General features: G+C 31.7%; 22 protein-coding genes and 1 pseudogene. 9 read left to right on the forward strand and 14 right to left on the reverse strand.

The features are described from left to right. Positions 1-133: 133 nt before the first annotated feature. Positions 134-1582, reverse strand: coding sequence for a Fe-S cluster assembly protein SufB (sufB, locus tag ACY2IJ_RS09490; protein WP_476724122.1), 1449 nt, complete (start codon positions 1580-1582; stop codon positions 134-136). Positions 1583-1665: 83 nt separating this feature from the next. Beyond that, positions 1666-1995 carry a HesB/IscA family protein gene (locus tag ACY2IJ_RS09495; RefSeq protein ID WP_476724123.1) on the reverse strand — a complete coding sequence of 110 codons (330 nt, stop codon included), beginning with the start codon at positions 1993-1995 and terminating at the stop codon, positions 1666-1668. A 187-nt stretch (positions 1996-2182) separates the two neighbouring features. On the opposite strand from ACY2IJ_RS09495, the gene thiL reads away from it, so the two are divergent. After that, positions 2183-3244, forward strand: coding sequence for a thiamine-phosphate kinase (gene thiL / locus ACY2IJ_RS09500; RefSeq protein ID WP_476724124.1), 1062 nt, complete (start codon positions 2183-2185; stop codon positions 3242-3244). Positions 3245-3299: 55 nt separating this feature from the next. On the opposite strand, the gene ACY2IJ_RS09505 is transcribed toward thiL, so the two are convergent. The 9 genes and pseudogenes from ACY2IJ_RS09505 to ACY2IJ_RS09545 form a co-directional block, all read right to left on the reverse strand. Next, positions 3300-4559: an ATP-binding cassette domain-containing protein gene (locus ACY2IJ_RS09505; protein WP_476724125.1), complete on the reverse strand. Its 1260-nt coding sequence runs from the start codon at positions 4557-4559 to the stop codon at positions 3300-3302. A 371-nt stretch (positions 4560-4930) separates the two neighbouring features. Then, positions 4931-6493, reverse strand: a complete 1563-nt coding sequence (locus ACY2IJ_RS09510; protein ID WP_476724126.1) for an alpha-L-fucosidase — start codon at positions 6491-6493, stop codon at positions 4931-4933. 33 nt (positions 6494-6526) lie between these two features. After that, entirely contained in the window at positions 6527-8065 is a 1539-nt protein-coding gene (locus tag ACY2IJ_RS09515) for a sulfatase family protein (protein ID WP_476724127.1), read from the reverse strand. A gap of 296 nt (positions 8066-8361) precedes the next feature. Continuing rightward, a pseudogene (locus tag ACY2IJ_RS09520) lies at positions 8362-8508 on the reverse strand (AraC family transcriptional regulator); the annotation flags it as partial. A gap of 228 nt (positions 8509-8736) precedes the next feature. Continuing rightward, positions 8737-8913, reverse strand: a complete 177-nt coding sequence (locus tag ACY2IJ_RS09525) for a two-component regulator propeller domain-containing protein (RefSeq protein WP_476724128.1) — start codon at positions 8911-8913, stop codon at positions 8737-8739. A 64-nt stretch (positions 8914-8977) separates the two neighbouring features. Then, positions 8978-9760: an alpha/beta fold hydrolase gene (locus tag ACY2IJ_RS09530; protein ID WP_476724129.1), complete on the reverse strand. Its 783-nt coding sequence runs from the start codon at positions 9758-9760 to the stop codon at positions 8978-8980. Positions 9761-9823: 63 nt separating this feature from the next. Further along, positions 9824-10198 carry a hypothetical protein gene (locus ACY2IJ_RS09535; protein ID WP_476724130.1) on the reverse strand — a complete coding sequence of 125 codons (375 nt, stop codon included), beginning with the start codon at positions 10196-10198 and terminating at the stop codon, positions 9824-9826. 228 nt (positions 10199-10426) lie between these two features. Next, entirely contained in the window at positions 10427-10801 is a 375-nt protein-coding gene (locus ACY2IJ_RS09540) for a hypothetical protein (RefSeq protein ID WP_476724131.1), read from the reverse strand. A 125-nt stretch (positions 10802-10926) separates the two neighbouring features. Continuing rightward, positions 10927-11757, reverse strand: a complete 831-nt coding sequence (locus tag ACY2IJ_RS09545; protein WP_476724132.1) for a helix-turn-helix transcriptional regulator — start codon at positions 11755-11757, stop codon at positions 10927-10929. Between the two features lie 153 nt (positions 11758-11910). Here ACY2IJ_RS09545 and mfd point away from each other — a divergent pair, with 153 nt between their 5' ends. The 5 genes from mfd to ACY2IJ_RS09570 all read left to right on the forward strand — a co-directional run bounded on the left by mfd (position 11911) and on the right by ACY2IJ_RS09570 (position 18691). Beyond that, a complete protein-coding gene (gene mfd / locus ACY2IJ_RS09550; RefSeq protein WP_476724133.1) occupies positions 11911-15240 on the forward strand; it encodes a transcription-repair coupling factor in 3330 nt (1109 codons plus the stop codon). A 256-nt stretch (positions 15241-15496) separates the two neighbouring features. After that, positions 15497-15778, forward strand: a complete 282-nt coding sequence (locus ACY2IJ_RS09555; protein WP_476724134.1) for a Bor/Iss family lipoprotein — start codon at positions 15497-15499, stop codon at positions 15776-15778. Between the two features lie 10 nt (positions 15779-15788). Further along, positions 15789-16076 (forward strand): Bor/Iss family lipoprotein, encoded by a 288-nt coding sequence (locus ACY2IJ_RS09560; RefSeq protein WP_476724135.1) that lies wholly within the window; start codon positions 15789-15791, stop codon positions 16074-16076. A gap of 78 nt (positions 16077-16154) precedes the next feature. Then, positions 16155-17447 carry an aminopeptidase P family protein gene (locus ACY2IJ_RS09565; protein ID WP_476724136.1) on the forward strand — a complete coding sequence of 431 codons (1293 nt, stop codon included), beginning with the start codon at positions 16155-16157 and terminating at the stop codon, positions 17445-17447. Positions 17448-17566: 119 nt separating this feature from the next. Further along, the gene (locus ACY2IJ_RS09570) at positions 17567-18691 is read left to right on the forward strand and encodes a glycosyltransferase (RefSeq protein ID WP_476724137.1); all 1125 of its coding nucleotides are present in this window, start codon (positions 17567-17569) and stop codon (positions 18689-18691) included. Here ACY2IJ_RS09570 and ACY2IJ_RS09575 read toward each other — a convergent pair. Together ACY2IJ_RS09575 and ACY2IJ_RS09580 are read right to left on the reverse strand one after the other, a co-directional pair. Further along, positions 18672-19706, reverse strand: coding sequence for a sensor histidine kinase (locus ACY2IJ_RS09575; protein ID WP_476724138.1), 1035 nt, complete (start codon positions 19704-19706; stop codon positions 18672-18674). The two genes, ACY2IJ_RS09570 and ACY2IJ_RS09575, sit on opposite strands and share 20 nt — an antisense overlap. Continuing rightward, complete coding sequence (locus tag ACY2IJ_RS09580; RefSeq protein WP_476724139.1) at positions 19696-20388, reverse strand: response regulator transcription factor; 693 nt, start codon at positions 20386-20388, stop codon at positions 19696-19698. The genes ACY2IJ_RS09575 and ACY2IJ_RS09580 overlap by 11 nt, the downstream gene beginning before the upstream one ends. Before the next feature lie 203 nt (positions 20389-20591). On the opposite strand from ACY2IJ_RS09580, the gene ACY2IJ_RS09585 reads away from it, so the two are divergent. The 3 genes from ACY2IJ_RS09585 (at position 20592) to ACY2IJ_RS09595 (ending at position 25600) form a co-directional block, all read left to right on the forward strand. After that, positions 20592-23321, forward strand: a complete 2730-nt coding sequence (locus ACY2IJ_RS09585; protein WP_476724140.1) for a TonB-dependent receptor — start codon at positions 20592-20594, stop codon at positions 23319-23321. A 233-nt stretch (positions 23322-23554) separates the two neighbouring features. Further along, positions 23555-24778, forward strand: coding sequence for a hypothetical protein (locus ACY2IJ_RS09590; RefSeq protein WP_476724141.1), 1224 nt, complete (start codon positions 23555-23557; stop codon positions 24776-24778). A gap of 117 nt (positions 24779-24895) precedes the next feature. Beyond that, positions 24896-25600, forward strand: coding sequence for a 3'-5' exonuclease (locus ACY2IJ_RS09595; protein ID WP_476724142.1), 705 nt, complete (start codon positions 24896-24898; stop codon positions 25598-25600). 190 nt (positions 25601-25790) lie between these two features. Here ACY2IJ_RS09595 and ACY2IJ_RS09600 read toward each other — a convergent pair whose 3' ends face one another. Beyond that, a complete protein-coding gene (locus ACY2IJ_RS09600) occupies positions 25791-26294 on the reverse strand; it encodes a DUF456 domain-containing protein (protein ID WP_476724143.1) in 504 nt (167 codons plus the stop codon). Positions 26295-26334 lie beyond the last annotated feature (40 nt).

Raw genomic sequence — 26334 nt, forward strand, 5'->3', positions numbered from 1 at the left:
TTCTAGCTTTTGGCTTTTGAAATTTATCTATGTGATATGTTTTACTTTTTTCTTTATTGATCTTGTTCTCTTTATAAAAAAGACCATTGTTGTTTCTCTTTTCCATATCACAAGCTTTTGTTATGTTTTTATCTTACCCTACAGACCCCTCAAGGCTGATTTCCAATAATTTTTGTGCTTCTACAGCAAACTCCATTGGCAACTTATTTAGTACTTCTTTACTAAATCCGTTTACAATTAACGCAATGGCTTTTTCTGTATCTATACCACGTTGGTTACAGTAAAACAACTGATCTTCTCCAATTTTACTTGTAGTTGCTTCGTGTTCTATTTTAGCGGTTTTATTTTTAGCTTCTATATAAGGAAATGTATGTGCTCCACATAAATCTCCCATTAACAAAGAATCACACTGTGAAAAGTTACGTGCATTTTCTGCCTTAGGGTTTACTCTTACCAAACCACGGTAACTGTTGTGTGAATGCCCTGCAGAAATTCCTTTTGAGATAATAGTACTCTTGGTATTTTTTCCTAAGTGCACCATTTTTGTTCCTGTATCTGCTTGTTGATAATTATTAGTTACAGCAATTGAATAAAACTCTCCTGTAGAATTATCACCTTTTAATATACATGATGGATATTTCCATGTAACTGCAGATCCTGTTTCTACTTGTGTCCAAGACACTTTTGCATTGGTTTCGCAAACTGCTCTTTTAGTTACAAAATTATAAACACCACCTTTACCTTCGGCATTTCCTGGAAACCAGTTTTGTACCGTAGAGTATTTAATTTCTGCATCATCTAACGCTACCAATTCTACAACCGCTGCGTGTAACTGATTTTCATCTCTACTTGGTGCTGTACATCCTTCTAAATAACTTACAAAAGAACCTTCATCTGCAATTACTAAGGTACGTTCAAATTGCCCTGTTCCTCCTTCGTTAATACGGAAGTAGGTAGACAATTCCATTGGACATGTAACTCCTTTTGGAATGTAACAAAAAGATCCATCAGTAAAAACTGCTGAATTTAAAGCTGCGTAAAAATTATCTGTCTTAGGAACTACAGATCCTATATATTTTTTCACCAATTCTGGATGCTCTTTAATAGCTTCTGAAATTGGACAGAAAATAATTCCTTTCTCGTTTAAAGTCTTTTTAAATGTAGTTGCTACAGAAACTGAATCTACAACAATATCAACTGCAATGTTTTGCAACTTTTTTTGTTCATCTACAGATATTCCTAGTTTTTTATACATTTCTAACAACTCAGGATCTACATCATCTAAGCTTTTGTTAGGATCTGCTTTTTTAGGTGCCGAATAGTAGCTAATGTCTTGAAAATTTGGTTTTTCATAACGTACATTTGCCCACTCTGGCTCTTCCATAGCTTCCCATTTACGAAAAGCATCTAGTCTCCACTCCGTCATCCATTCTGGCTCTTCCTTTTTTAAAGAAATTGCTCTAATTACATCTTCATTAATCCCTTTAGGAAACGTTTCTGCATCTAAATAGGTATAAAAACCATATTCATACTCTTTAGTTTTTAACTCTTCCCTTAAGTCGTCTTCTGTATATTTACTCATTACTTCGTAATTATAAATTTAAGCACTCCAGTTTATTTTATATAGACTGTATTACTTCTTCTTTACTTTTTTTCTTTCTGGTTTTACAAAGAAAAACTTTCTCCGCAACCACATGTTCTATTCGCATTTGGGTTGTTAAACACAAATCCAGTTCCATTTAGTCCACCAGAATACTCTAAGGTTGTACCCACCAAGTACAAGAAACTCTTTTTATCTACAATAATTTTTACACCATTGTCTTCAAAAACCTTGTCTCCTTCTTGTTCTACTTTATCAAATTTTAAATCGTACGATAACCCAGAACAACCACCACTTTTTACTCCTACTCTAACAAAGTCTGTAGTTGCATCATAACCATCATCGGTCATTAACTCTACTACTTTCTTTTTTGCTATGTCTGATACTTTTATCATAACTTTACTAGTTTAAATATAAACGTCCGCAAATTTACCAATTTTAAACTGATTTTTATCATATGACTAATGAATAATATTTATAACACCATAGACTACATCAATCTAAAATGTATCTTTGCAAAACCATTCCTAATTATTTCACTTAATTAGTAGTTTTAATATCAAAACCTTTCAAATAAACAATATGTTAGAAGACAAAACTCCTCAAAAAACAGACATTGCAAGTCTTGGTGAATTTGGACTAATTGAACACTTAACAGAACATTTTACAATAAACCATACTACAACTCTAAAAGGAGTGGGTGATGATTGTGCCGTTTTGGATGCAAAAGGCTTAAAAACCTTAGTAACTACAGATTTGTTAGTAGAAGGTGTACATTTTAATTTGTCTTACATGCCTTTAAAACATTTAGGATATAAGGCCGTAATGGTTAATTTATCGGATGTATATGCAATGAATGCCGATGCTTCTCAAATTACAGTATCTATTGCCTTGTCTAACAGGTTTCCTTTAGAGGCTGTAGAAGAATTGTACAGTGGAATATTACTAGCATGTGAAAAATACAATGTTGATTTAGTTGGAGGAGACACCACTTCATCTACCAAAGGTTTATTAATTAGTATAACTGCAATTGGTCATGCTGAGGAAGATAAAATTGTTTATAGAAATACAGCTAAAGAAAATGATTTGTTAGTGGTTACTGGAGACTTAGGAGCAGCTTATTTAGGTTTTCAGGTATTAGAACGTGAAAAACAAGTTTTTGAAGTAGATCCAAACAATCAGCCAGATTTAGATCAGTATACGTATTTAATAGAAAGACAGCTAAAACCAGAAGCTAGAAAAGATATTGTTAGAATTTTAAACGATTTAGATGTAGTTCCTACTTCTATGATTGATATTTCTGATGGTTTGTCTTCTGAAATTATACACATTTGTCAACAATCTAAAGTTGGTTGCAACTTGTACGAAGACAAAATTCCTTTAGACCCACAAGTAATTTCTGTGTGCGAAGAATTTGATTTAAACAGTACTACTGTTGCCTTAAGTGGAGGAGAAGATTATGAATTGTTATTTACCATTGCACAAAGTGATTTTGACAAAATTAAAGGAAACCCGCATTTAACTGTTATTGGTCACATGACAGATGCCAATAGTGGAATGAATTTGATTACACGTGGTTCTAACCAATCTGTGCCTTTAACTGCACAAGGATGGAATGCTTTATTAAATAAAGACCAAGAATAAAATTATTCTTTACAACTATAAAAAAACCGAATGCATTGCATTCGGTTTTTTAGTTTTATGATTGAACAACTCCAATAGAACCATGTTCGGTAGGAATTAATTCAAAAACTTTAGAGGGTTCTAGTCCTTTTAGCATTCTATGCGACACATAAATAATAGCTGTATTTGTTTCTTTATGAACTTTGTTAATAAAAGCTGTTAACATAGAGGTTGCATAATCATCTAACTCATTGGTGGGTTCATCTAAAATAAGCAAAGGAGGCTGCTTTACCAATGCGCGGATAATGAGTACAATTCTTTGTATTTCTGGAGACAAACGCACAAAATACATTTGTTTTTTATCTTTTAACCCTACCAAATCTAACCATTTATCGGCCTCTTTTATTTGTTGTCCTGTAGGTTTTTCGTACAAGCCAATAGAATCGTAAAAACCAGACAATACCATATGCTGAACCGTAAATAGTTTTCCAAAAAACTGAGTTAAGTTTGGAGAAAAGTACCCTATGTTTTTTTTGAGATCCCAAACCGTTTCTCCACTACCTTTTTTACGACCAAACAAAACAATATTTTCTCCAAAGGCTTTAGGATTGTCACCAGTAATCATGGTTAACAAACTTGTTTTTCCGGCTCCGTTAGGTCCTTTTAAATGCCAAAATTCTCCTTTTTTTATTTCCCAATTAATGTTATTTACTATTTGCCGAGTTTCTTCATAAAAAATATTTACATCCGTAAATTTCACCAATGGATTATCTACTTCTATTTTTCTTAAAGAAACAGGCAAACTACCCGTAAACTCATAAGGTTTTAGTTTTTGATAAAAAAAAGTATCATATTCTTCTGGGGTACCCAAAAACTGGACTTTGTTATTTTCTACAAAACAATATTGTTGAATAAAAGGCAACACCTCATCTCTAATTTTAAACAACTGAATTAAAACCACCTCATTTGAGAGCCTGGTTAAGTCTTCTGCTAAAGATTGTTGAGTTGCCAAATCTAAACAATCGTAAGGATTGTCTAAAATCAAAAAATCAAACTTTTGTTTTGCTAAGTATCTCAACAATAATTTTTTTTGCTGACCACTAGAATACGAACCCAAACTTCTTCTATTTCCATTACTATCTATACAATGTTCAGTCAGAGTAAAATCATCATGGTTTAACTCTTCTGACAAAAACTTCTGAAGAACAGCTGCGCTAAAAACGGCTCCTTTTTTACCTCTAAGATTTGGAAACAAACGTTGTTGATTATCTTTCAACAACTTATGTACAAAATCTGTTTGCACTGCAGTACTGTTAAAAATAGCAATATGATTCATGTAATAAAATCTCTAAATTATTTTTTAAAGATAAAAACTATCTACATTTTAGCCTTTAAAAAAATTTAGCTTTCCTTTTTGCTTTGATTTCGCATCTTATGAATAATATTTCCCTTCCAACTCTAAAATATCTGCTGTCGCTACAGAATACCAATCTGTACTTGGTTTTGGAGGTCTAGAAATAGCCATTCCTTGCCTTTCTCTGGTAAAGCAATCTTTAGAAGTTACATACCATATTTCTGATAAATTCCAATCTCCTACAGGAGTGGTATCATTGATATTTTGAAGTTTAACCTCTCTACATGAAAATATAATTACACTTAGTAACCCTCCTACTATTCTTTTTATTATTTCTTTTTTTTCATAATTTATTATCGCTTGCCCTGATATAATATACGTTGTAGTTTACCCTCTACAGTTAATTTATAAACTAATGCAACATTATTTGGTAATACTTTTGGTAATTTTATTTCTAAATATTCATTACTTCTTACAAAATCAACTTTGCCATAACCCAACAACTCAATTTTTATAATTTCATCTTCACTATCAACTTTGTTTTTGTTTGATAAAGATTTTATCAGTGCTTTACCGTTTTTAGGAATTCCTAGCTGAATAGCATACAACGTATTTCCATTGGTTGTAAATCTAAAATCAGAACTATTAAACTTCATAACATTAGGTGTAGCATAACGATTTTGCATTTGTTTACTCCATACATAGCGAAGCTCCAATTCATCCATATGACCTTCTCCTTGAATTATCCAAGGACGAGATCCGTAGATGGCTTCACCATTTTGTTTTAACCATTTTCCAATACCTTTTAGTTGTGCTACCATATTTGGATCAAAGGAACCATCAGGTCTTGGGTTTAGGGATAATAATAAGCCCCCATTATTAGCTACTAAATGGCACAATCGTAGAATTAAATCTTTAGCAGGTTTGTAATTGATACCATGCCACCATGCCCAACTACCACTAACAGAAGATGTTTCATCATCTTCCCAAGGGTGATATAAAAGAGAATGTGGACGTAGATAACCTCTTTCGTAAGAATACACACCAAAAGTATCACCAAATTGACGATCTTTATTATGTAGTGAAACCTCTTTATTTTCTCTTATCCCCATGTTTAAAAATGTAGAAACAATTTCTTCTGGAGAATCTGTAGCTCCTCCATCAAACCAAATTACATTAGGCTTGTATTTATTAATAAACTCTTTGGTTATTGCCAATCTTTTTTTTACAAAATCTTCTTTACTACCCATGAACCAGTACTTCTCTTTAGTTTTTTTTTGTAATAAATCTACACCAGCATAACTTGGATTTTTTGAAAAAGAGCTTGTATACTTATCGAAGAATCTTTTTGTTCTTGCATGATGAAAAGAGGCCATTGTTTTTATTCCTCGTTTTTCTAACTCCGAAAACAATTCTCCCATCAAATCTCTTTTGGAACCTGTTTTTCCAGCACAAAAATCAGTGATATCACTATCCCACATTAGATAGCCATCATGATGTACAGCACAAGTTCCTGCGTATTTTGCACCAGATTCTGCAACTAAATCTGCCCATAAAACGGGATCAAATTTTTTAGCTGTAAAATCTTTTGCAACTTTTATATAGCCATTTCCATCTTTAATTGATCCATATCTTTTTTCAAAAGCAATCCTACGTGGGTCGTTTTCATTTAATGAATATATTCCACTATAGCCAACTGTATAATAATTCCCATTTGTTGGATACGCTAAATTATCCTCCCAAGAGCCAATAATAGAATAGGGTCCCCAATGTGCATAAATTCCAAATTTTGCATCTAAAGCCCAATCAGGTACCTCATGTTTTTTAATTGATTTCCAAGTAGCTTCATATTGTTGAGAATATACTGTGCACATGGAAAAAAATATGATAATTAATGATAATATTTGTTTTTTCATAAGATTATTATTTTGTTTATGTTACCCTCTTTATTAATAATTAGTGATTGGTTGAATATGTTTCCATTCAAAATCGATAGTGTCATTCTGTTGTTTCTTACCAGGAGTACTTCTTCCTTTTTCTATATAATCTGCCAATAAATTGTGTAATTCCTTAACAATTTCTTTTTCTTTGTTTGCTACATTATTGGTTTCTCCAGGATCCGTTTTCAAATTGTACAACTCGTATTTTATAGGATCTATTACCTTTTGGTCTTTGACTTCCTTTGCAAAAACGACAGTATTTAACACTAATTTCCAATCTCCCTTTCTAATGGCAAAAGTTCCTTTAGATGAATGATGAACCGTAGCATTTCTTAAAAAATATTTTGATGTTTTTTGTTTCAAGATAGGTAAGATGCTAAAACTATCTTCCCCTTCGTTATCTTTTAATGTAGTCCCTACAATTTCAGCACAAGTTGCTAAAAAATCGGTAGTACAAATAGTTTCATTACTTACAGAACCTGCTTTTACAACTCCTGGCCATTTAACAATAAACGGAACTCTGTGTCCTCCTTCGTAAATAGTCGCTTTTTGACCTCTAAAAATATAACTAGGGTTGTGTCCTTTTGCTTTTAATACTTTAAAATTTGCTTTTACAGAACATCCATTATCCGAAACAAAAACAACTAACGTATTTTTTTCAAGACCTGTATCTTTTATTGCCTTCATTAATTTGCCTACATAGTCATCCACCATCATAACAAAGTCTCCGTAAGGATTCAATCCACTTTTATCTTGCCATTCTTTAGTGGGCAAAATAGGTGTGTGTGGTGATGGTAAAGGGAAATAAAGAAAGAAGGGATTTTCGTCATCTTTTCTATGTTTAATATAGTCTATAGCTTTTACAAAAAAACGAGGAGTTACTTCTTCCATTTTAAAATTGGGTGATTTAGGTCCACTTCGTTGAGTTTTATATCCTTTCTGAACTTTATTTTCTTGCGTAGGTAGTTCAACAACTTTTTTGTTTTCTACATATACATAAGGAGCCATATCTAAAGAGCCACTATGTCCATACGCATAATCAAAACCCAAATCATTTGGACCGTTTTTAATCGGCTTGGTAAAATCTATGTTATCAAAACCACCTCCCCAAGTATCAACCTCTTTTGTTTCATCTTTTAAAGCCCAGTCCCAACCTAAATGCCATTTACCAATATAGGCAGTTTCATATCCTTTCTTTTTTAATAAAGAAGCTACCGTAGTCCTAGTAGTTGGAATCAAAGCTTTGGATTTACCACTTAGCACTCCCCACTTTAATCTGGATCGCCAATTGTATCTACCTGTTAAAATTCCATATCTTGTAGGTGTACAAACAGAAGATGATGTATGTGCATCCGTAAATTTCATTCCCTCACTAGCCAACTTATCAATATTTGGGGTGTTTATTTTTCCGTTTTCATTAAAAGAAGAAACATCACCATAACCTAAATCATCTATTAGTATATAAATAATATTTGGATTTGATGATTTTTGCCCAAAGCAAGTAATAGAAAATAATACTATTATTAATTTAAAAAATGAATGTTTCATAAACTCTGGTTTCTATAGTTATACAAAGGTTGTTAGATTGTGTTTGTTCTTTTTTATGTTGAGAAAACCCCACAGAAGTTAACAATAGTAAAGTGGTATGCAATACTATTTTTAATGCTTTTATTATCATAAATTTTTTCTTAAAAAAAGTTAGATTACTTATTTACTACTTTTTGCATGTAATCATCAAATGCTTTTCCATAAAAAATAGATTATTATAGATAACCAAATTTACCAAACAAAGAATTTTGCAAGGGGGAAAATCCTATAAAAAAGGAGGGAGACGTGTTCACATCTTAAGAAGAAGCTTGTGTTTTACGGTACTCTAAAAGTGTCATTCCGTACTTTTTCTTAAATAGAGAACGGAAATGTTTTACATCATTATAACCTAACATAAAGGTAATTTTACCAAAAGAAAAATCGGCATTTACAATTAAATCTGTAACTTTTTTTAAGCTTACAACACCCTTGGGCTAATGTAATTAGGTATTTTTACACGAAAACGATATGTTCTTTTGGTGAAAACTTAAATCTTGTAAGTTTTTTATTTAAAAAATTGTAACAAAACAATGTGTTATTTTGACTAATCAACCATATTTTCTGATAATTGTCAATCTCATTTTTTTAATTCGCCTTAATGGAAATTTAAAATCTTTATCTAAAAAAGCATGTTATTGATAATAATAACCATCAAATCTAAAAAGTCCTTCTTCCGTAGCCAACCATATAAAACCTTGAGAGTCTTGTTTTATTTTATTGATTTCTGTTGTAGAAAGATTTGTAGAAGTAGAAACAAAGTTCCATTGTGCATAAATTTGTTGTGATGAGATCCCATAAATGAGTGTCACTATCCATAAAAAATTATTGAATGTTTTTTATACGCATCGATTAAAGTTAGTAATACTTTTAGGTCTATTTTTTAACAAATTCTAAAATAGCCTGTTCTGCTTGTTCTTTGTCCTCAATTAGACTCATATGACCATTTTCTAATGTGACTACCTCTGTTTTAGCTCCGGTGGTTTGTTCTATCAAATCATTATAATTCAACACTGGGTCTTTTTTTCCGATAATCATTAAAGAAGGATAAGGTCCAAAGTGTAACAATACTTCTCTATCTAAACGAATTTTCATCCCTTCTAATGCCGCTATAATTCCTTGTCTTGATGTTTTTAAAGCTTCTTTTTTAACTTGAGCTATTTGTTCAGAATAAATTTTTCTACACTTGGACCTAAACAACATAGGAATAGAGGTTCTTATAAAAGATTTGTGGTTTTCTTTAACCACTGTAATGGCTCTATCTCTACCTATTTTCTTTTCCTCTGTATCGGGTCTAGCGGTTGAGTTCAACAGCACCAAACCTTTTACATTGTCAGGATACAAATCTGCAAATGCTAAAGAAACATAGCCTCCCATAGAATGTCCTACAAAAAAAGATCTACGAATATTTAAATCATCTAACACTGCCTTTACAGCTTCTGCCATTTCTGTCATTGTATGCACATACCCCAAACTTTCTGTTTGTCCATGCCCTAACAAATCTACACAAACTACTCTAAATTTAGGACTTAATACTCTTTCTAAACTCTGCCACATTGTTGTATTTTCTAAAAAACCATGCAACAACACAATAGCAGTACCTTTGCCCGACTGTGTGTAATGAATTGGAGTATTTTTATAGGTAATAAATGTGCTCATGTGGCAAAAATATCAATAGTAAATGGATAAACAAAAATTACGAGACCTTAACATATTCTTGTTTTAATCCTCTAGCAACACATACTCCAAAGCTATTTGTTCATCTGTAAAAAAGCGTACTCTACTTTTTGTACGCGATATGTAAATACGAAACAACAAAGCCACGATACCCGTAACTCCTACAACTGCAGATTTTTTTATTTTAGGCTGTACAGCAACCCCAATTCTTATTAATTTTCTAAGTGCAGTAGGTGTTATTTTTGCTCCATTAACCAAGCCTAAAATAATAACACTATTATCTGGACAAAGCATGCATTTTTCATAAGCCTTATGTAATATTTGCACCCCCAAATCATCATTAGTAATGTTGGTAAAATCTATAACTAAATATTTTACCTTTTTATGCACAACCCAATAAGAATATTTCTTACAATCCATAACAATAACTCACAAAACCCTTTACAAAAGTTAGATTCCTTAACAGAAGTACATTTACCCTAATTTTTGGGGTATTTTTATAAGTTATAAATGTGCTTGTTCTACAAAAATATTGATAGTAAACGAATAAAAAAAGTCCAACCTATTTATATAGATTGGACTTACAATACCTGAATAAATAATAGGGGTAATTATTTTTTATTCTTTTTTTATATATGGTATCTGTAATTAATTATCTGATAAAATGTATTGTTTTGCTGGTTCTTCATCCGTAAAAAATCTTATTCTACTACCTGTAGCAGCAATATACAGTCGAAACAAAAGAGACAACATACCCACAGCTCCCACTACTGCCGATTTTTTTATTTTAGGCTGAATTTCTTTTCCCATTTTTAACATAAATCTCATTGTGCTAGGAGTAATTTTTCCTCCATTTACAACCAGTAAAACTCTTAACGTTTTATCTGGGCGAACAATACTCATATCATAAGCTTGTTTTGTAACATTTACAGCTACACCATCATCTACCACATTGCTATAATCAATCCTTAAAATTTCTTTATCACCCACAAACGACCAGTTAATATCTTTTTGTAATGACATTTTAATTCCTATTATACTATGTTAAATTTCCTGATGCTAAATTAAACAGTTTCCTAACAAAATAGAAAGTTTACAGAGGCTGTTTTACTAAATGTCTCCCAAATGTCTCCCTATGCTTAAAACAACTACAAACCAAAGACAAACTCTCGAATAGAATCTTTAGCAGACAAGTTTAATTTTGGCTTTAATCTTTGAATTGATTTTTTAACGGATGAGATTGAGATGTTCAATAAAAAAGAAATTTCTGTGTTATTAAAACCCATTTTTAAAAAAGCCAATAGCTTTAAATTATGATCGGTAAGTTTGTTGTTAACTTTGTGTAGTTTTTTATAAAAAAGAGGATGTACCTCTTCAAAATGAACTTTAAAAAGTTGGTAATGATATTCTGATTTTATTTTTAAATCTATTTTTTTAGAAAGATCTTTAACATCTTGAACCAACATATTCTGTTTGGCATTAGCAAAACCATCTAAAGTTCTTTTAACATCTTCTAACAGCGTGTTTTTTGCATCAATAACCAAATAACTTGTACTTAAAACCCTATTTAGTTCGTTTACTTTTAGCTGCTCCTCTTTTATTTTTTTTCCGTGTATTATTGCAGAAATACACAAAGGAACTAACAAAGAAAGTTGTTCATAAAACACATAACCACAAAGTCCTTTTTTTAACAAGTCTAACAATTCTTCTTCTTGTTTTTTTTGTACAGCAATTAACAAACAAGGAATATTTTTTAACAACTCTATTTCTTGCACCCTATTCCATTCTTTTTCCCAGTTTTCTATATAAGGTTCATCAAAAACAATAGCATCGGGAATCACTGTCCAATCGTCTAAATTATTTGATATGCTTGAAGTTCTTAAAATGGTAGCGTTGCAACGCTCCAAATGTTGTTCTACTATTATGTTTTTAGTAGTACCTACATAGGCAATTGTATTCTTTAATTCTAAACTTAACATAAAGTCAAGTTAAAATTCCTGACGGTTAAACACAAAAAATAAACACTATTTATATTTAGAAAAACAAGATACAACTCTCACCATACTAGAAACTCCTATTCTATTTTTATTAAATCATTCATAACCCTACATTTGTAACAAAATATTTTGGCCTTGAAAATTCAATCGCTTTTAGAAAAGTATCAAAACGCAAATGCTACTCAACAACTAGTAGCCCACGTTTCTCAAGAAAAGACACACACTGTTTTAAGTAAATTTAACGGATCTGCCCTTTCTATTATTATTGCAGAAACTTTTAAACAAACAGACAAAACTTTTTTACTTGTTTTTGATGATAAGGAACAAGCAGCCTATCATTTAAACGATTTAGAAAGAATTTTAAATGACAAAGATGTTTTGTTTTATCCGGGTTCTTACCGTAGACCTTACGAAATTGAAGATGTAGACAATGCCAATGTATTAATGCGTGCCGAGGTTTTAAACCGATTGAATTCCAGAAAAAAACCGTCTATTATTGTTACCTATCCAAACGCATTGTTTGAAAAAGTTGTTACCAAAAAAGACTTAAATAGCAATACGTTAAAAATTACTACAGGCGATGAATTTAGCATTGATTTTATAAACGAAGTGTTGTTTGAATACAAATTTAACAGAGTAGATTTTGTGACCGAACCTGGGGAATTTGCTGTACGTGGTGGAATTGTAGATGTTTTTTCTTTTGCCAATGACGAGCCTTACCGTTTAGAATTTTTTGGAGATGAAGTAGATAGCATCCGTACTTTTGATGTGGAAACACAACTATCTACAGGAAAGCCTAATAAAATTCAGGTAATGCCCAATGTGGAAAACAAACAGTTTTCCGAAAAAAGAGAATCTTTCTTAAAATTTATTCCCAACAATAGCGTAATTTTTACGCATAGCATAGACATTTTACAAAACGATTTAAACACCTTATTTGAAAAAGCAACAAATCGTTTTCAAAACTTATCAGAAACACTAAACCATACCCTGCCAAGTGAATTGTTTTTAGACGGAATTCAAATTAAAGAACAATTAAAAGGCTATCACCGAGTTTCTATTCAAAATAGCAGCAACACAACTTCTATTGAAGGACATACAGAACCACAACCCTCTTTTAACAAACATTTTGATTTGTTAATAGAAAACCTACAGCAAAACACCAAAAAAGGATACACCAACTACTTGTTTTGTACCAACGAAAAACAAGCCCAACGTTTTCACGATATTTTTGATGATGCAGAAGAAGAAATAGAATACGAAACCGTAGTTTTCCAAATTCATCAAGGATTTATAGACCATCATCATAAAATTGCCTGCTACACAGACCATCAAATATTTGAACGTTACAACAAATTTCAACTTAAAAACGGATTTGCTAAAAAACAGGCTGTTACCTTAAAAGAAATCAACAATCTTGAAATTGGCGATTATGTAACCCACATAGATCATGGAATAGGAAAATTTGGTGGACTGCAAAAAATTGATGTCAATGGCAAAAAACAAGAAGCCATTAAATTAATATATGGAGATGCCGATGTACTATATATAAGCATACACTCTTTACACAAAATTTCTAAATTCAACGGAAAAGACGGGAAAGCTCCTAAAGTACACAAACTAGGTTCTCCAGCATGGAAAAAAGCCAAACAAACTGCCAAAGCAAAAGTTAAAAAAATTGCTTTTGATTTAATTCAATTGTACGCAAAACGCAAAAATCAAAAAGGATTTAGGTACGACCCAGACAGTTATTTGCAACACGAACTAGAAGCTAGCTTTATGTACGAAGACACTCCAGACCAATACAAAGCTACGCAAGATGTAAAAAATGATATGGAAAGTGACAAACCTATGGACCGTTTGGTTTGTGGTGATGTTGGTTTTGGTAAAACAGAAGTAGCTATTCGTGCTGCCTTTAAAGCTGTAGACAACGGAAAACAAGTAGCCGTATTGGTTCCTACAACTATTTTGGCTTTTCAGCATTTTAAATCTTTTAAAAAAAGATTAGAAGATTTTCCTGTAAACATTAACTACTTAAACCGTTTTAAAACAGCAAAACAAAAACGCATTATAACAGAAGAATTAGCCGAAGGAAAAGTTGATATTATTATTGGTACACATCAATTAATTTCAGACAAAATAAAATACAAAGACCTTGGTTTACTAATTATTGATGAAGAACAAAAATTTGGAGTCGCAGCCAAAGACAAACTAAAAACCATTAAAGAAAATGTAGATACGTTAACATTAACAGCCACACCAATTCCACGTACCTTACAATTTAGTTTAATGGCCGCAAGAGACTTATCGGTAATTGCCACACCTCCCCCAAACCGTCATCCTATAGAAAGTAACGTAATTGGTTTTAGTGAAGAAACCATTAGAGATGCTGTGATGTATGAAATTTCTAGAGGAGGTCAAATCTTTTTTATACACAACCGTGTTGACAATATTAAAGAAGTAGCAGGTATGCTACAACGTTTGGTTCCCGATGCTAAAATTGGTATAGGACACGGCCAATTAGAAGGCAGAAAACTAGAAGAAATAATGGTGAATTTTATGGAAGGTGCTTTTGATATTTTAGTAGCCACTACCATTATAGAATCTGGATTAGATGTACCTAATGCCAATACTATTTTTATCAACCATGCCAACAATTTTGGATTGTCTGACTTGCACCAAATGCGTGGTCGTGTAGGTCGTTCTAACAAAAAAGCATTTTGTTACTTTATTTGCCCGCCTTACCATATGATGACAGAAGATGCACGCAAACGTATTCAAGCCTTAGAAATGTATAATGAATTGGGTAGCGGAATTAACATTGCCATGAAAGATTTAGAAATTCGTGGTGCTGGAGATTTATTAGGAGGTGAACAAAGTGGGTTTATTACCGATATTGGATTTGATACCTATCAGAAAATATTAGAAGAAGCTGTAAAAGAGCTAAAAGAAAAAGAGTTTAAAGATTTATATCAAGAAGAAGAGGAAAACCCAAACAAAGAATATGTATCCGACATACAAATAGATACCGACTTTGAAATTTTATTCCCTGATGATTATGTAAATTCTATTGCAGAACGATTAAATCTTTACAAACAATTAGGAGAACTTACAGAAGAAATTCAACTGCAAGAATTTGAAAAACACTTAACCGATCGTTTTGGAGAATTGCCAACACAGGTAGTAGATTTATTAGATTCGGTACGAATAAAATGGCTTGCCAAAAAACTAGGAATAGAAAAATTAATTCTAAAACAAAAACGCATGATTGGGTATTTTGTTTCTGACCAACAAAGTAATTTTTACCAAACTCAAGCGTTTACCAACATTTTAAAATTTGTACAAAACAACTCTAAAATGTGTGTAATGAAAGAAAAACAAACCAAAGCAGGTTTGCGTTTATTAATTACATTTATTAAAATAGACAGTATTAAAAAAGCCTTGGAAATATTAAGGAATATTTAATTCAAAAACAGTTCTCAACTCCGCTCGAACACCACACTGTTCATCGAGCGGAGTCGAGATGTCTAATTCATATAAAGCATAAAATGACTTTCCATTTATTCTTAACCATGATTAGAATGAATAATGTAAAGCGTTGGAAGTATTAAGGAAAATTTATTTTTTTTACTTAACATTATAATAACCTACGTGAATACGCAGGTAAACAGTTTTCTACAAAGTATTTTTCTATTTTTGCAAAAATCTTAAAACTAATTTTATGAAAAAAATTATAATGGCAGCTGTTCTTTGCCTTTCTTTAACGTCATGTTATGTACATGAGTACACAATTGGTAAGGGAGCTCAAAAAGGAATCAACAAAACTTCTTGGAACCATTTTGCAATTAGAGGACTAGCTCCTATTAAAACAGCTCAACCAGAAGAAATGGCTGGTGGAGCAAAAGACTATACAGTTAAAACAAGATTTAGATTTGTTGACTACATAATATCAAGTTTAACTTACGGAATTTATACACCAACTGCTACAACTGTAACAAAATAATCTAAAAGAAATGAAAAAAGCATTATACACAATATTATTAGGAAGTTCATTACTATTAACATCTTGTTACTCTACAATTCACACTTTTGGTGAAGGGCCTCAAACAGGAAAAACAATAAAAGGAAAAAACCAATACTTATTCTGGGGACTATCTCCTATAAAAACTACTGAGCCACAAAAAATGGCTGGAGGGGTAGATGACTTTGAAGCAACAACAAAATTTACTGTAGTTGACCAAATTTTATCAATAATAACTTTGGGTATTTACGGTCAAAGTACAACAACTGTTCAAAAATAGTTTATTTCTATAATACAAAACCAAAACCTCTTCCTTACCGAAGAGGTTTTTTTGTGCTTTTATTTTACCTTTACCTTTATGAAATACAACACAATCAACCCTCTTCTTTTTATAGAAAACAGAAAACGTTTTACAGAGAAAATGGAAGCCAATTCCATTGCTTTTTTTAATGCGAACGATATTTTTATAACAGGTGCCGATAGTGCCTTGCCTTTTGAACAACACCGTGACTTGTTTTATTTAAGTGGTGTAGATCAAGAAGAAAGTGTATTGATTTTATTTCCAGATGCCACAAACCCAAACCACAAAGAAATTTTATTTGTAACAGAAACCAATGAGCATATTGCCATTTGGGAAGGAGAAAAACTAAGCAAACAACAAGCTACACAAGTATCAGGAATTGCTACTGTATTTTGGTTATCAGAATTAGAAAGTGTAATTGCTTCTATTACAAAAGAAGCTACAAATATTTACATTAATGAAAACAATCATAAACGTGCTCCAAGATATATGGAAACACGTGAAGATCGATTTATTAAAAAATTAAAACAAGAATATCCAAAGCATACTTACAAATCTTCTTTTGACATTTTATTTCAGTTAAGAGGAATTAAATCTGCTATAGAAATAGATCTTATTCAACAAGCTTGTAACATTACTAAAAAAGGATTTGAGCGTGTTTTAAACTTTACCAAACCTAATGTATGGGAATATGAAATTGAAGCAGAATTGATTCACGAATTCATCAGAAACCGATCTAAAGGCTTTGCTTATACACCTATTGTAGCATCGGGTTACAGTGCCTGTGTATTGCATTATATAGAAAACAACAAACCTTGTAAAAATGGGGATTTAATCTTAATGGATGTAGCTGCAGAATATGCTAATTATTCTAGTGATTTAACAAGAACTATTCCTGCAAATGGTCGTTTTACCGATAGACAAAAAGCCGTTTATCAATCGGTATTAAATGTTAAAAACCAAGCTACAAAAATGATTCGTGAAGGTTTACAATGGAAAGAATACAACCTAGCGGTTGGCGAATTGATGACTGCCGAATTGTTATCCTTAAAATTATTAGACAAAGCAGACATCCAGAATCAGACCAAAGAAAAACCTGCGTATAAAAAATACTTTATGCACGGAACCTCACATCATTTAGGTTTAGACACTCATGATTATGGTGATTTTGAAAATGACATGAAAACCAATATGGTACTAACTGTAGAACCAGGAATTTACATTCCTAAAGAAAAGTTAGGAATCCGTTTAGAAGATGATATTGTAGTACAAAAAAACGCAGAACCTATCAATTTAATGGCTAACATTCCTATTGAAATAGAAGAGATAGAAAACTTGATGAATGTATAATTCTAAATGCATTTGTTACACTGTACAAAACACTTATGCTAACGGATATTGTTTAAAAAAAGAAGCCATAAAGATTTTCTTAAACAATGTTACTTCTACTGAATTTAGAAAATAAATGATTGAAGTTTGTATTGAGAGGTATTTTATACCAATTCCTAATCATTTTAGTACTTTTAAGCATGCCAAGTAGCCAAACTTCCAAAAGAATTATTATAGCTCCATTAAACTGGGGATGGGGTCATGCTACTCGCTGTATCCCTATTATCAAAGAAATTATTCAACTGGGCATAACTCCTGTTATAGCATCAGATGGAGAGGCCTTGGAATTTTTAAAAAAAGAATTTCCAAAAGCTGATTTTCTAGAATTACCTTCTTACAAAATTCGTTACGGAAAAAACTTTAACAAAGCCATGCTAAGGAACATTCCAAGCATTGTAAGTGCTATTTACAAAGAGCATCAGGTACTAACAAAATACATCAATCATCACAAAGAGAACATTGTTGGAATTATATCGGACAACAGATTGGGAATTTTTTCTAAACACATAGACTCTGTATATATTACACATCAAATAAATATAAAAGCAGGAATGGCTTCTTTTGTTGTGAATCTATTTCATCAATACTTTATAAAAAAACACAAACATTGCTGGATTCCTGATGAAGAAGGTAGCTTGTTTTCCGGAAGTTTATCAAAAACCAAAAAACTAAACATTGTGTATATAGGTGTTTTGTCTAGGTTTAAAAAACAGCAAACTCCTATTACACACCAACTTGTGGTACTGTTATCGGGCATTGAACACCAAAGAAACGAATTGGAACTTAAGGTACTAAGTCTTTTAAACTCTATAAAAACACCTGTTTTAGTGGTAAGAGGTACGTTTAACCCCAACAACCATGTATACCCTAAAAATGTAACTGTGGTCAATTATTTATTAAGTCACGAATTGGAAACAGCGTTAAACAGTGCTCAAAAAGTTTTGGTAAGATCTGGCTATAGTTCTGTTATGGATATGGTTTGTTTGCAAAAAGACGTGTGGTTTGTTCCCACCCCTGGACAAACAGAACAGGTTTATTTGGCACAACATTTAAAAAATTCTAAGTATGCCGATTATTGTGAACAAAAATTTTTAAGTAAAAAAAACTTATTAAAGTTAAAAACTGCTAATTGGCCTGTGTTAAAAACCAAAAAGCAGTCTATAGCTTATTATATTCAAAATGCTTTTAACCTTTCTCTAAAGTAAACGTAAAGGTAGAACCATTTCCTAAGGAACTTTCTACATGAATGGTTTGCTCGTGAGCTTCTATAATATGTTTTACAATGGAAAGCCCCAAACCAGAACCTCCTTGGTCTCTGGAACGACTTTTTTCTACTCTATAAAAACGCTCAAACAAACGTTCTACATCTTCTTGTTTTACTCCCTCACCATTATCGGTTACGTTAATGGCTATTTTCTCATCGTCTATATAATCTATAGAAACAACCGTGGTTCCACCTACTTTTCCGTATTTAATAGAGTTCATAACCAAGTTGATAAGAACTTGCTCTATTTTAGCTTCATCGGCCAATACAAACTCTGGAATGTCATAAAACTTATCTAATCGTAGTTTTATGTTTCTTTTTTTAGCTTGCATTTCTAACAAATCAAAAACTTTCTGAATGACTTTGATAACGTTAAACGTATCTATTTTTAGCTTTAAGTCATTGGTTTCTAATTTGGTTATCAAGTCCAAATCTCCTACAATTTCACTCAATCTAGTAATGGCTAAATTGGCTCTTTTTAAATATTTTTCTCTTATTTCTACATCTTCTGCAGCACCCTCTATTAGCGTTAATAAATAACCTTGTACGGTAAACAGTGGGGTTTTAAGTTCGTGTGCTACGTTTCCTAAAAAATCTCTTCTATAGTTTTCTCTAAAATTAAGTTTCTTAATTTCTTGTTTCTTTTTATAGGTATATTTTAGAATATCTCTAGCTAAAAAATCAAACTCGTCTGCATTTATATTGGCAATTCTTCTTTTTTTAAGAGAAGTTACTTGTTTGTAAATTTTATCTATTCTAAAATTAATGTACGTTTCTACTCCGTTGTTTATAATTACAATTAAGAGTACAAACAGCACTACAGACAATATTACAAAAGCTTTGGCTGGCAATACTGTGTCTGTAAAATGCATAAACAGTAGTAAAACAACGTCTATACAAAAAATAAGAGCTAGTACTATGGCAATAGAAAAAAAGAAAAAATTCTTAATCTTCATTTAATATAAACTTATATCCAACACCTTTTACCGTTTTAAAGTAATCGTCTCCTATTTTTTCTCTTAACTTTCTTATGTGTACATCAATGGTTCTATCGCCCACAACAACATCACTACCCCAAACCTTTTTCATTATGTTTTCTCTATTAAAAACTTTTCCGGGTTTAGAGGTTAGTAAAGAAAACAATTCAAATTCTTTACGTGGTAAAATAATTTTTTCGTCGTCTTTAATTACTAAATATTCGTCTCTATCAATTACAATCCCTCCTAAATCTGTAGTATTATTGCTGGTACCATCTTCTTTTAATCTTCTTAATAAAGATTTAATCTTGCTGGTTAAAACTTTTGGTTTAATAGGCTTGGTAATATAGTCATCTGCCCCTGCATCAAACCCTGCCACCTGGCTATAATCTTCTCCTCTTGCCGTAAAGAAAGAAATAATTACATTCCCTAATTCTGGAATTTCTCTAATCTTTTCACAAGCTTCTACACCGTCCATTTCCGGCATCATTACATCCAATAAAATTAAGTGTGGTTGTATTTTTTTTGCCTGACTTACAGCTTCTAAGCCATTACTTGCTGTGTAAATATCGTATCCTTCTTTTTTAAGGTTGTAACCTACAATTTCTAAAATATCTGGTTCATCGTCTACCAAAAGAATTTTAATCTGATTTTTCTCCATTTTGTGTTGAATTAGTGCGGTCAAATTTATGATTTTCTAATATACAAAAGAGTTTCTTAACAATCATTTAACGATTGTGGTTTGTTAACATAATCTACAAGAGTTGTTAACGCTATATTAACATAAAGGTAATGATAGCTTAGGCTCTCTAAGGTATTAATTATAGATTTTTGCACCGCTTTTAAACAAATATAGCATTGATAATGAGAAATTTATTAGTTACATTTTTTACGTTAATGACCGTGTTTACGTACGCACAGTCTAAAGGAACAATTTCAGGATTAGTACAAGACAAGGACATGGATTTAGAACCCCTACCTTTTGTAAGTATTTATGTGGAGGGTAATACCAGTTTGGGTACTACTACAGATTTTGACGGTATATACCGTTTACAATTAAAACCAGGAACTTATACTATTGTGTATGACTTTGTTGGATACAAATCTGTAAAAAAGCAAGTTACTGTAAAAGGTGGAGCTTCTCAAAAAATTACTGTGGTTATGGAATCTGTAGCCGATGCTTTGGATGCGGTTGTTTTAACAGCTGTTACAAATAAAGAAAGTGAAACTGCTTTAATGCAAGTTCAAAAAGAAGCTACAGTGGTAATAGAAAGTGTTGGGGCAGAACAATTGTCTTCTCAAGGAGTTTCTGATGCTGCTGCTGCAACTACTAAGGTAACAGGAGTGTCTAAACAACAAGGATCTAGTGACGTTTATGTTCGTGGTCTAGGAGATAGATATAATAGTACTACTTTAAATGGATTACCATTACCGTCTAACAATCCATCAAACAAAAATATTAGTTTGGATTTATTTTCTACGGATGTTTTACAAAACGTAGGGATTAGTAAAACTTTTTCATCTGGAGTAACAGGAGATTTAGGGGGAGCAAACATTAATGTAGAAACAAAACAACCATCTACTAAACCTAACTTTGCTATTGGAATTTCTACAGGAACCAATTCTCAAACCACTTTTAAAGATTTTAAAACCATTGATGGTGCTAATTATTTAGGAGTCCAAACAAATACAGAACAACCAATAACTAATTTAAGAAATTATAATTTTGGAAGTAAAATATCTCCAAACAACACAACTGCTTTACCTAAAATAGGTATTTCATTAAATGGAGGTAAAAAATATAGATTTAAAGATGATTCTTCTTTTTCTTATTTTTTAGTAGGGTCTTTTGGAAACAGTTATAGATATCAAGAAGGATTTAATGTAGGAAATAGAACAGCAACTTCTCAAGGTTCTAATTATTATGATGCTAAACAATATAGTTATTCAGCATCTAAATTGGCAATGGGAAATTTTGAGTACGCTTTTAATTCTGATCATAAAATTTTGTTTAACTCTGTTTTTGTTCACTCTAATAGTCAAAAAATACAAGATTATTACGGAGATACAAATGATAACAACGATGTGAATTTGGTGTTACAAACAGAAAGCCAAGATAAATTATTAGTGAATCAATTAATTTCTAAAAATATTTTTGGGGATTATTTAGATTTAGATTTAGGGCTGGCATATAACAATGTTAAAAATGACCAACCAGATAGAAAAAAGAATGTACTTATTTATGATGATCCTTCTGGTAAAGCAAGGTTTTCTACAGGTACAGCAAGAGAAAACAGTAGATATTTCCAAAAATTAAATGAAAATGATTTAGTAGGAAACATTGCTGCTAAAATTTATTTAGGAAAAAGAGGTGGCGAAGAAACAAAAGGATCAATAGGTTTAGGTGCTAGTTACAGAAACACAACTAGAGAGTTTAAAGCTTGGTATTTTGATCATAATGCATTGTCTAACTCTAAATTATTTGATGGAAATAATTTATCAGCTGTATTAAATCAACAAGCTTTAGACAATGGAGATTTTGATCTAAGAACAGGTTATGGATTTGGTAGAGGAGCTTTAGATCCTTTTACCTATGATGGTGATAAAACAGTAAACACAGCTCACATAAACTTAGATTATAATTTATCTGATAAGTTCTTTTTTAGTATTGGTGGACGTTTAGAAGACATTACAATGGACGTGAATTGGAAAACTAACTTATCAAATTCAGGAACCACTTTAAATAATACATATATACTACCTTCTTTAAATTTAAAATATAGTTTAAACGATGAAAATCAATTTAGATTTTCTGCAAGTAAAACCTATACATATCCTCAGTTTAAAGAAATTGCTGAATTTGTATACGAAGGAGCTAATTATACCGAACAAGGTAATGGAAACTTACAACCATCGGATAACTACAATTTAGATGTTAAATATGAGTTTTTTCCTGAAAACGGAGGTTTAATTACAGCTTCTGTGTTTGGAAAAATGATTCAGAACTCAATTAACCGTATAGAAATAAACTCTGCATCAGACAATGCCTATTCTTACGAAAATACTGGAGATGCTAAGGTGGTTGGTTTAGAAGTAGAATACAAAAATACACTAGCTACTTTTGGAGATGACACAAGTGAAGATTTTAGTAAAATTAAATTTGGAGCAAATGCTACTTATATGCATACAACTCAAGATTTAAAAACAAGAGGATTGTTTAGACCAACAAATTCAACATCACAATTACAAGGAGCATCCCCCGTTATTGTTAATGGAGATATTTCTTATGTACTTACACAAAATGATAAAGAAACTATGGCCACTTTGGTTGTAAATTATCAAGGAGATAAATTATATAGTATAGGTACCAACTCAGGAAGTCTTGGTTTAGAAGATGTGATTCAAAAAGCAATTACTACGTTAGATTTTGTTGCAAAACACAGTTTTAATGATAAATTGAGTTTAAAAGTATCGCTTAAAAATATATTGAACCCATCATTTAAAAGAGTTAGAAATATAAAGAATAATCCATTAACAAACGTTTCTTACAAAAGAGGAATAGATATGGGAATATCTTTAGGATATAAATTCTAAAAAATAATAATACAAACAAAAAGAGGTGTCTGATTTTCAGACACCTCTTTTTGTTTATAGGTAATACATAGAGATTTTATACTAAAAAAGTTCTTTGTAGTTAACAATAATTTTACAAAATAGAAATAGAGTTAACAGGAAGTTAATAGGTTCTTAACCTAGTTTAATGTACACCTCCCTTTACTTTGTATTTACAAAATTTGAAACAAAACAAATACAAAATTTTATTTAAAATGAAAAAATCAATTTTATCAATTTTAGCAATTGCTGCTTTAACTTTTACTTCTTGTAAAAAAGACGACAACAACGATGGAGCTTCTGATAAAGAAGTTATTCTTTCTTCTAATGCTGATGTAATAGCGAATGATTTACATGGAGTTGTTGAAGGTAACATTACTTTAACTAAAGGTACAGACTATTTATTAACAGGTGCTTTATTAGTAAAAGATGGATACACTTTAACTATTGAAGCAGGTACTACTGTAAAAGTTGATGCGGGTCGTACAGATACTTATGTAGCTGTTGAGCAAGGTGCAAAAATTATGGCTGTAGGAACAAAAGCTGAGCCTATTGTTTTTACTTCTAATTCTGCAACACCTGCTGCTGGAGACTGGGGAGGTATTGTAGTTGCTGGTAAAACTCAAACAAACAAAGGAGATTCAGTTCAATCTGAAGTTGCAGGTTTAAACTATGGAAAATCTGCTGCTGAAGCAGTTTCTGATGACAATTCTGGAAGATTATCTTACGTAATTGCTGAGTACACTGGAGCTAAAATTAACGGAGATGCAGAGTTTAATGGATTCTCTTTCTACACTGTTGGTTCTAAAACTAAGTTAGACCATTTAGTTGTAAAGTATGGTTTTGATGATGGTGTTGAATTCTTTGGTGGTACTGTTAATTTAGATGGTATCTTATGTGTAAACATTGCAGATGATATGTTTGACTTTACAGGAGGATATACAGGAACTATTACAAATGCATTTGGTGTAAGAGAAGCTGATTTTGATACTGCAAGTAAAGATCCAAGAGGTATTGAAGGTGATTCTAACGAGTCTGATAAAGATGCAACTCCAAGATCTACTCCAACTTTTAATGGAGTAACAATTATCAACTTAAATCCAAATACAAAATTAAAAGCAGGTGCTGAAATCCGTAGAGGAACTGAAGCAACTATTGATAACATTGCTTTTATTGCAGCTAATGGTGCTGAATTTGGTAACTTAATTGATACAGATGATTCTTCTGGAAATGGTTCTGTTACTTTAACTAACGCATACAAAAAAGGTACTGTAGGTGATAATAAAGTAGGAGGTACAATTACAGGTTCTGTAGAAGAGGATGCTAATTTATTTAACGAAGCTACTGGAACTGTTAAAGCAAACGTTGGTGCTGACTTTTCTGAGTTTTCAACTTGGTCAGGTTATACTGTACCTACTGTAGCTGTAGCTGCTAAATAATTTTAAAGAATAGAAGTAAAATTCTAATATATTTAAAAACCCACCTCTTAAGAGGTGGGTTTTTTGCGTTTATCATTTTTTGCCTTGCTATAGAATTCTTATTTTTAAAGAAAAACAATGAGTGCTAAAATTGAAAAAGAAAACATTTTGTTTCTAGATATAGAAACAGTTCCATTACACGCAACGTTTGATGAAGTTCCAGAAATAGAAAAAGAATTATACGCTCACAAAACAGCCTATAAAAGAGGAGATGCTATTTCTACAGAAGAGTTTTATAACAATGCAGGAATATGGGCAGAGTTTGGAAAAATTGTATGTATTTCTGTAGGCTACTTTGTTAAAGAACAACTAAGAATTACCTCTTTTGCTTCGGACGACGAGAAACAATTGTTATTAGATTTTAAAAACCTATTAGAAGGCTATTTTAACAAACCCAATCATATTTTATGTGGTCATAACGCCAAAGAGTTTGATTTTCCTTTTATAGCGCGTAGAATGATTATTTTAGACATTGCTTTGCCTAACTCATTAAACCTAGCAGGAAAAAAACCTTGGGAAATACCACATTTAGATACTTTAGAAATGTGGAAGTTTGGAGATTATAAACATTACACATCGTTAAAGTTGCTAACCTATGTTTTGGGGGTTCCTAGTCCCAAAGGAGACATAGATGGTAGCCAGGTAGGAAGTGTATATTACAAGGAAAAAGATTTGCCTAGAATTGTTCGTTACTGCGAACAAGATGTATTGGCACTAGCCAGGGTCTTTTTAAGATTTACAAACCATGGTACACTGGCAGATGACGAAGTTGTATTTGTGTAAATTTATTGGTTGAACTTATTACAAATAAAAGTTATTAACTTTTTATCTATTCATCAAAAAAAGTAATTTTTTATATTGTGTTTTTTTAAAGTACATTTGTACTGTTGTTGTAGAACTACATTTGTAGTTTCTAGGTTTAATTACCAATGGAAAGCTTCCCTTTTACGGGTTGCTTTTTTTATTTGTACCACTACCAACCAAAAAATTCAGTTTTGTATGTCCACACATACTTAAAAAAATAACCTAGAAAAACAATACACACCACAAACTTGATTCCTGTAGATAAGAAAAAACCAAACACTGCTCCTACCGATGCTTTTAAGGCTTTTTTTATTTCTTTGCTGTCATGCAACAATTCACCTATAAAAGCTCCTAAAAACAAACCTAAAATCATTCCAACAGGAGTAAACACCAATCCAACAATTAACCCCACAGTGGCTCCTCTAACACCATAAGTACTTCCTCCAAACTTTTTAGCGCTTAAGGCAGGAATCATATAATCCAACACAAAAACAAACAATGCAACAGCTAGCGTTATTCCTAAAAATGTCCAATTGGTCTCTACCCTTTGCGTAACCTGCAGCAACATCAAACCCAACCAACTTGTAGGTGGACCAGGTATTACCGGTAAAAAAGAACCTACAATTCCTCCTAACACACATATAAACCCTAAAAACAACAATATATAATCCATATAAAAGCCTTTCTTTTAAAGCAATATACAGCAATCTTCT

Source organism: Wenyingzhuangia gracilariae (assembly GCF_056387575.1).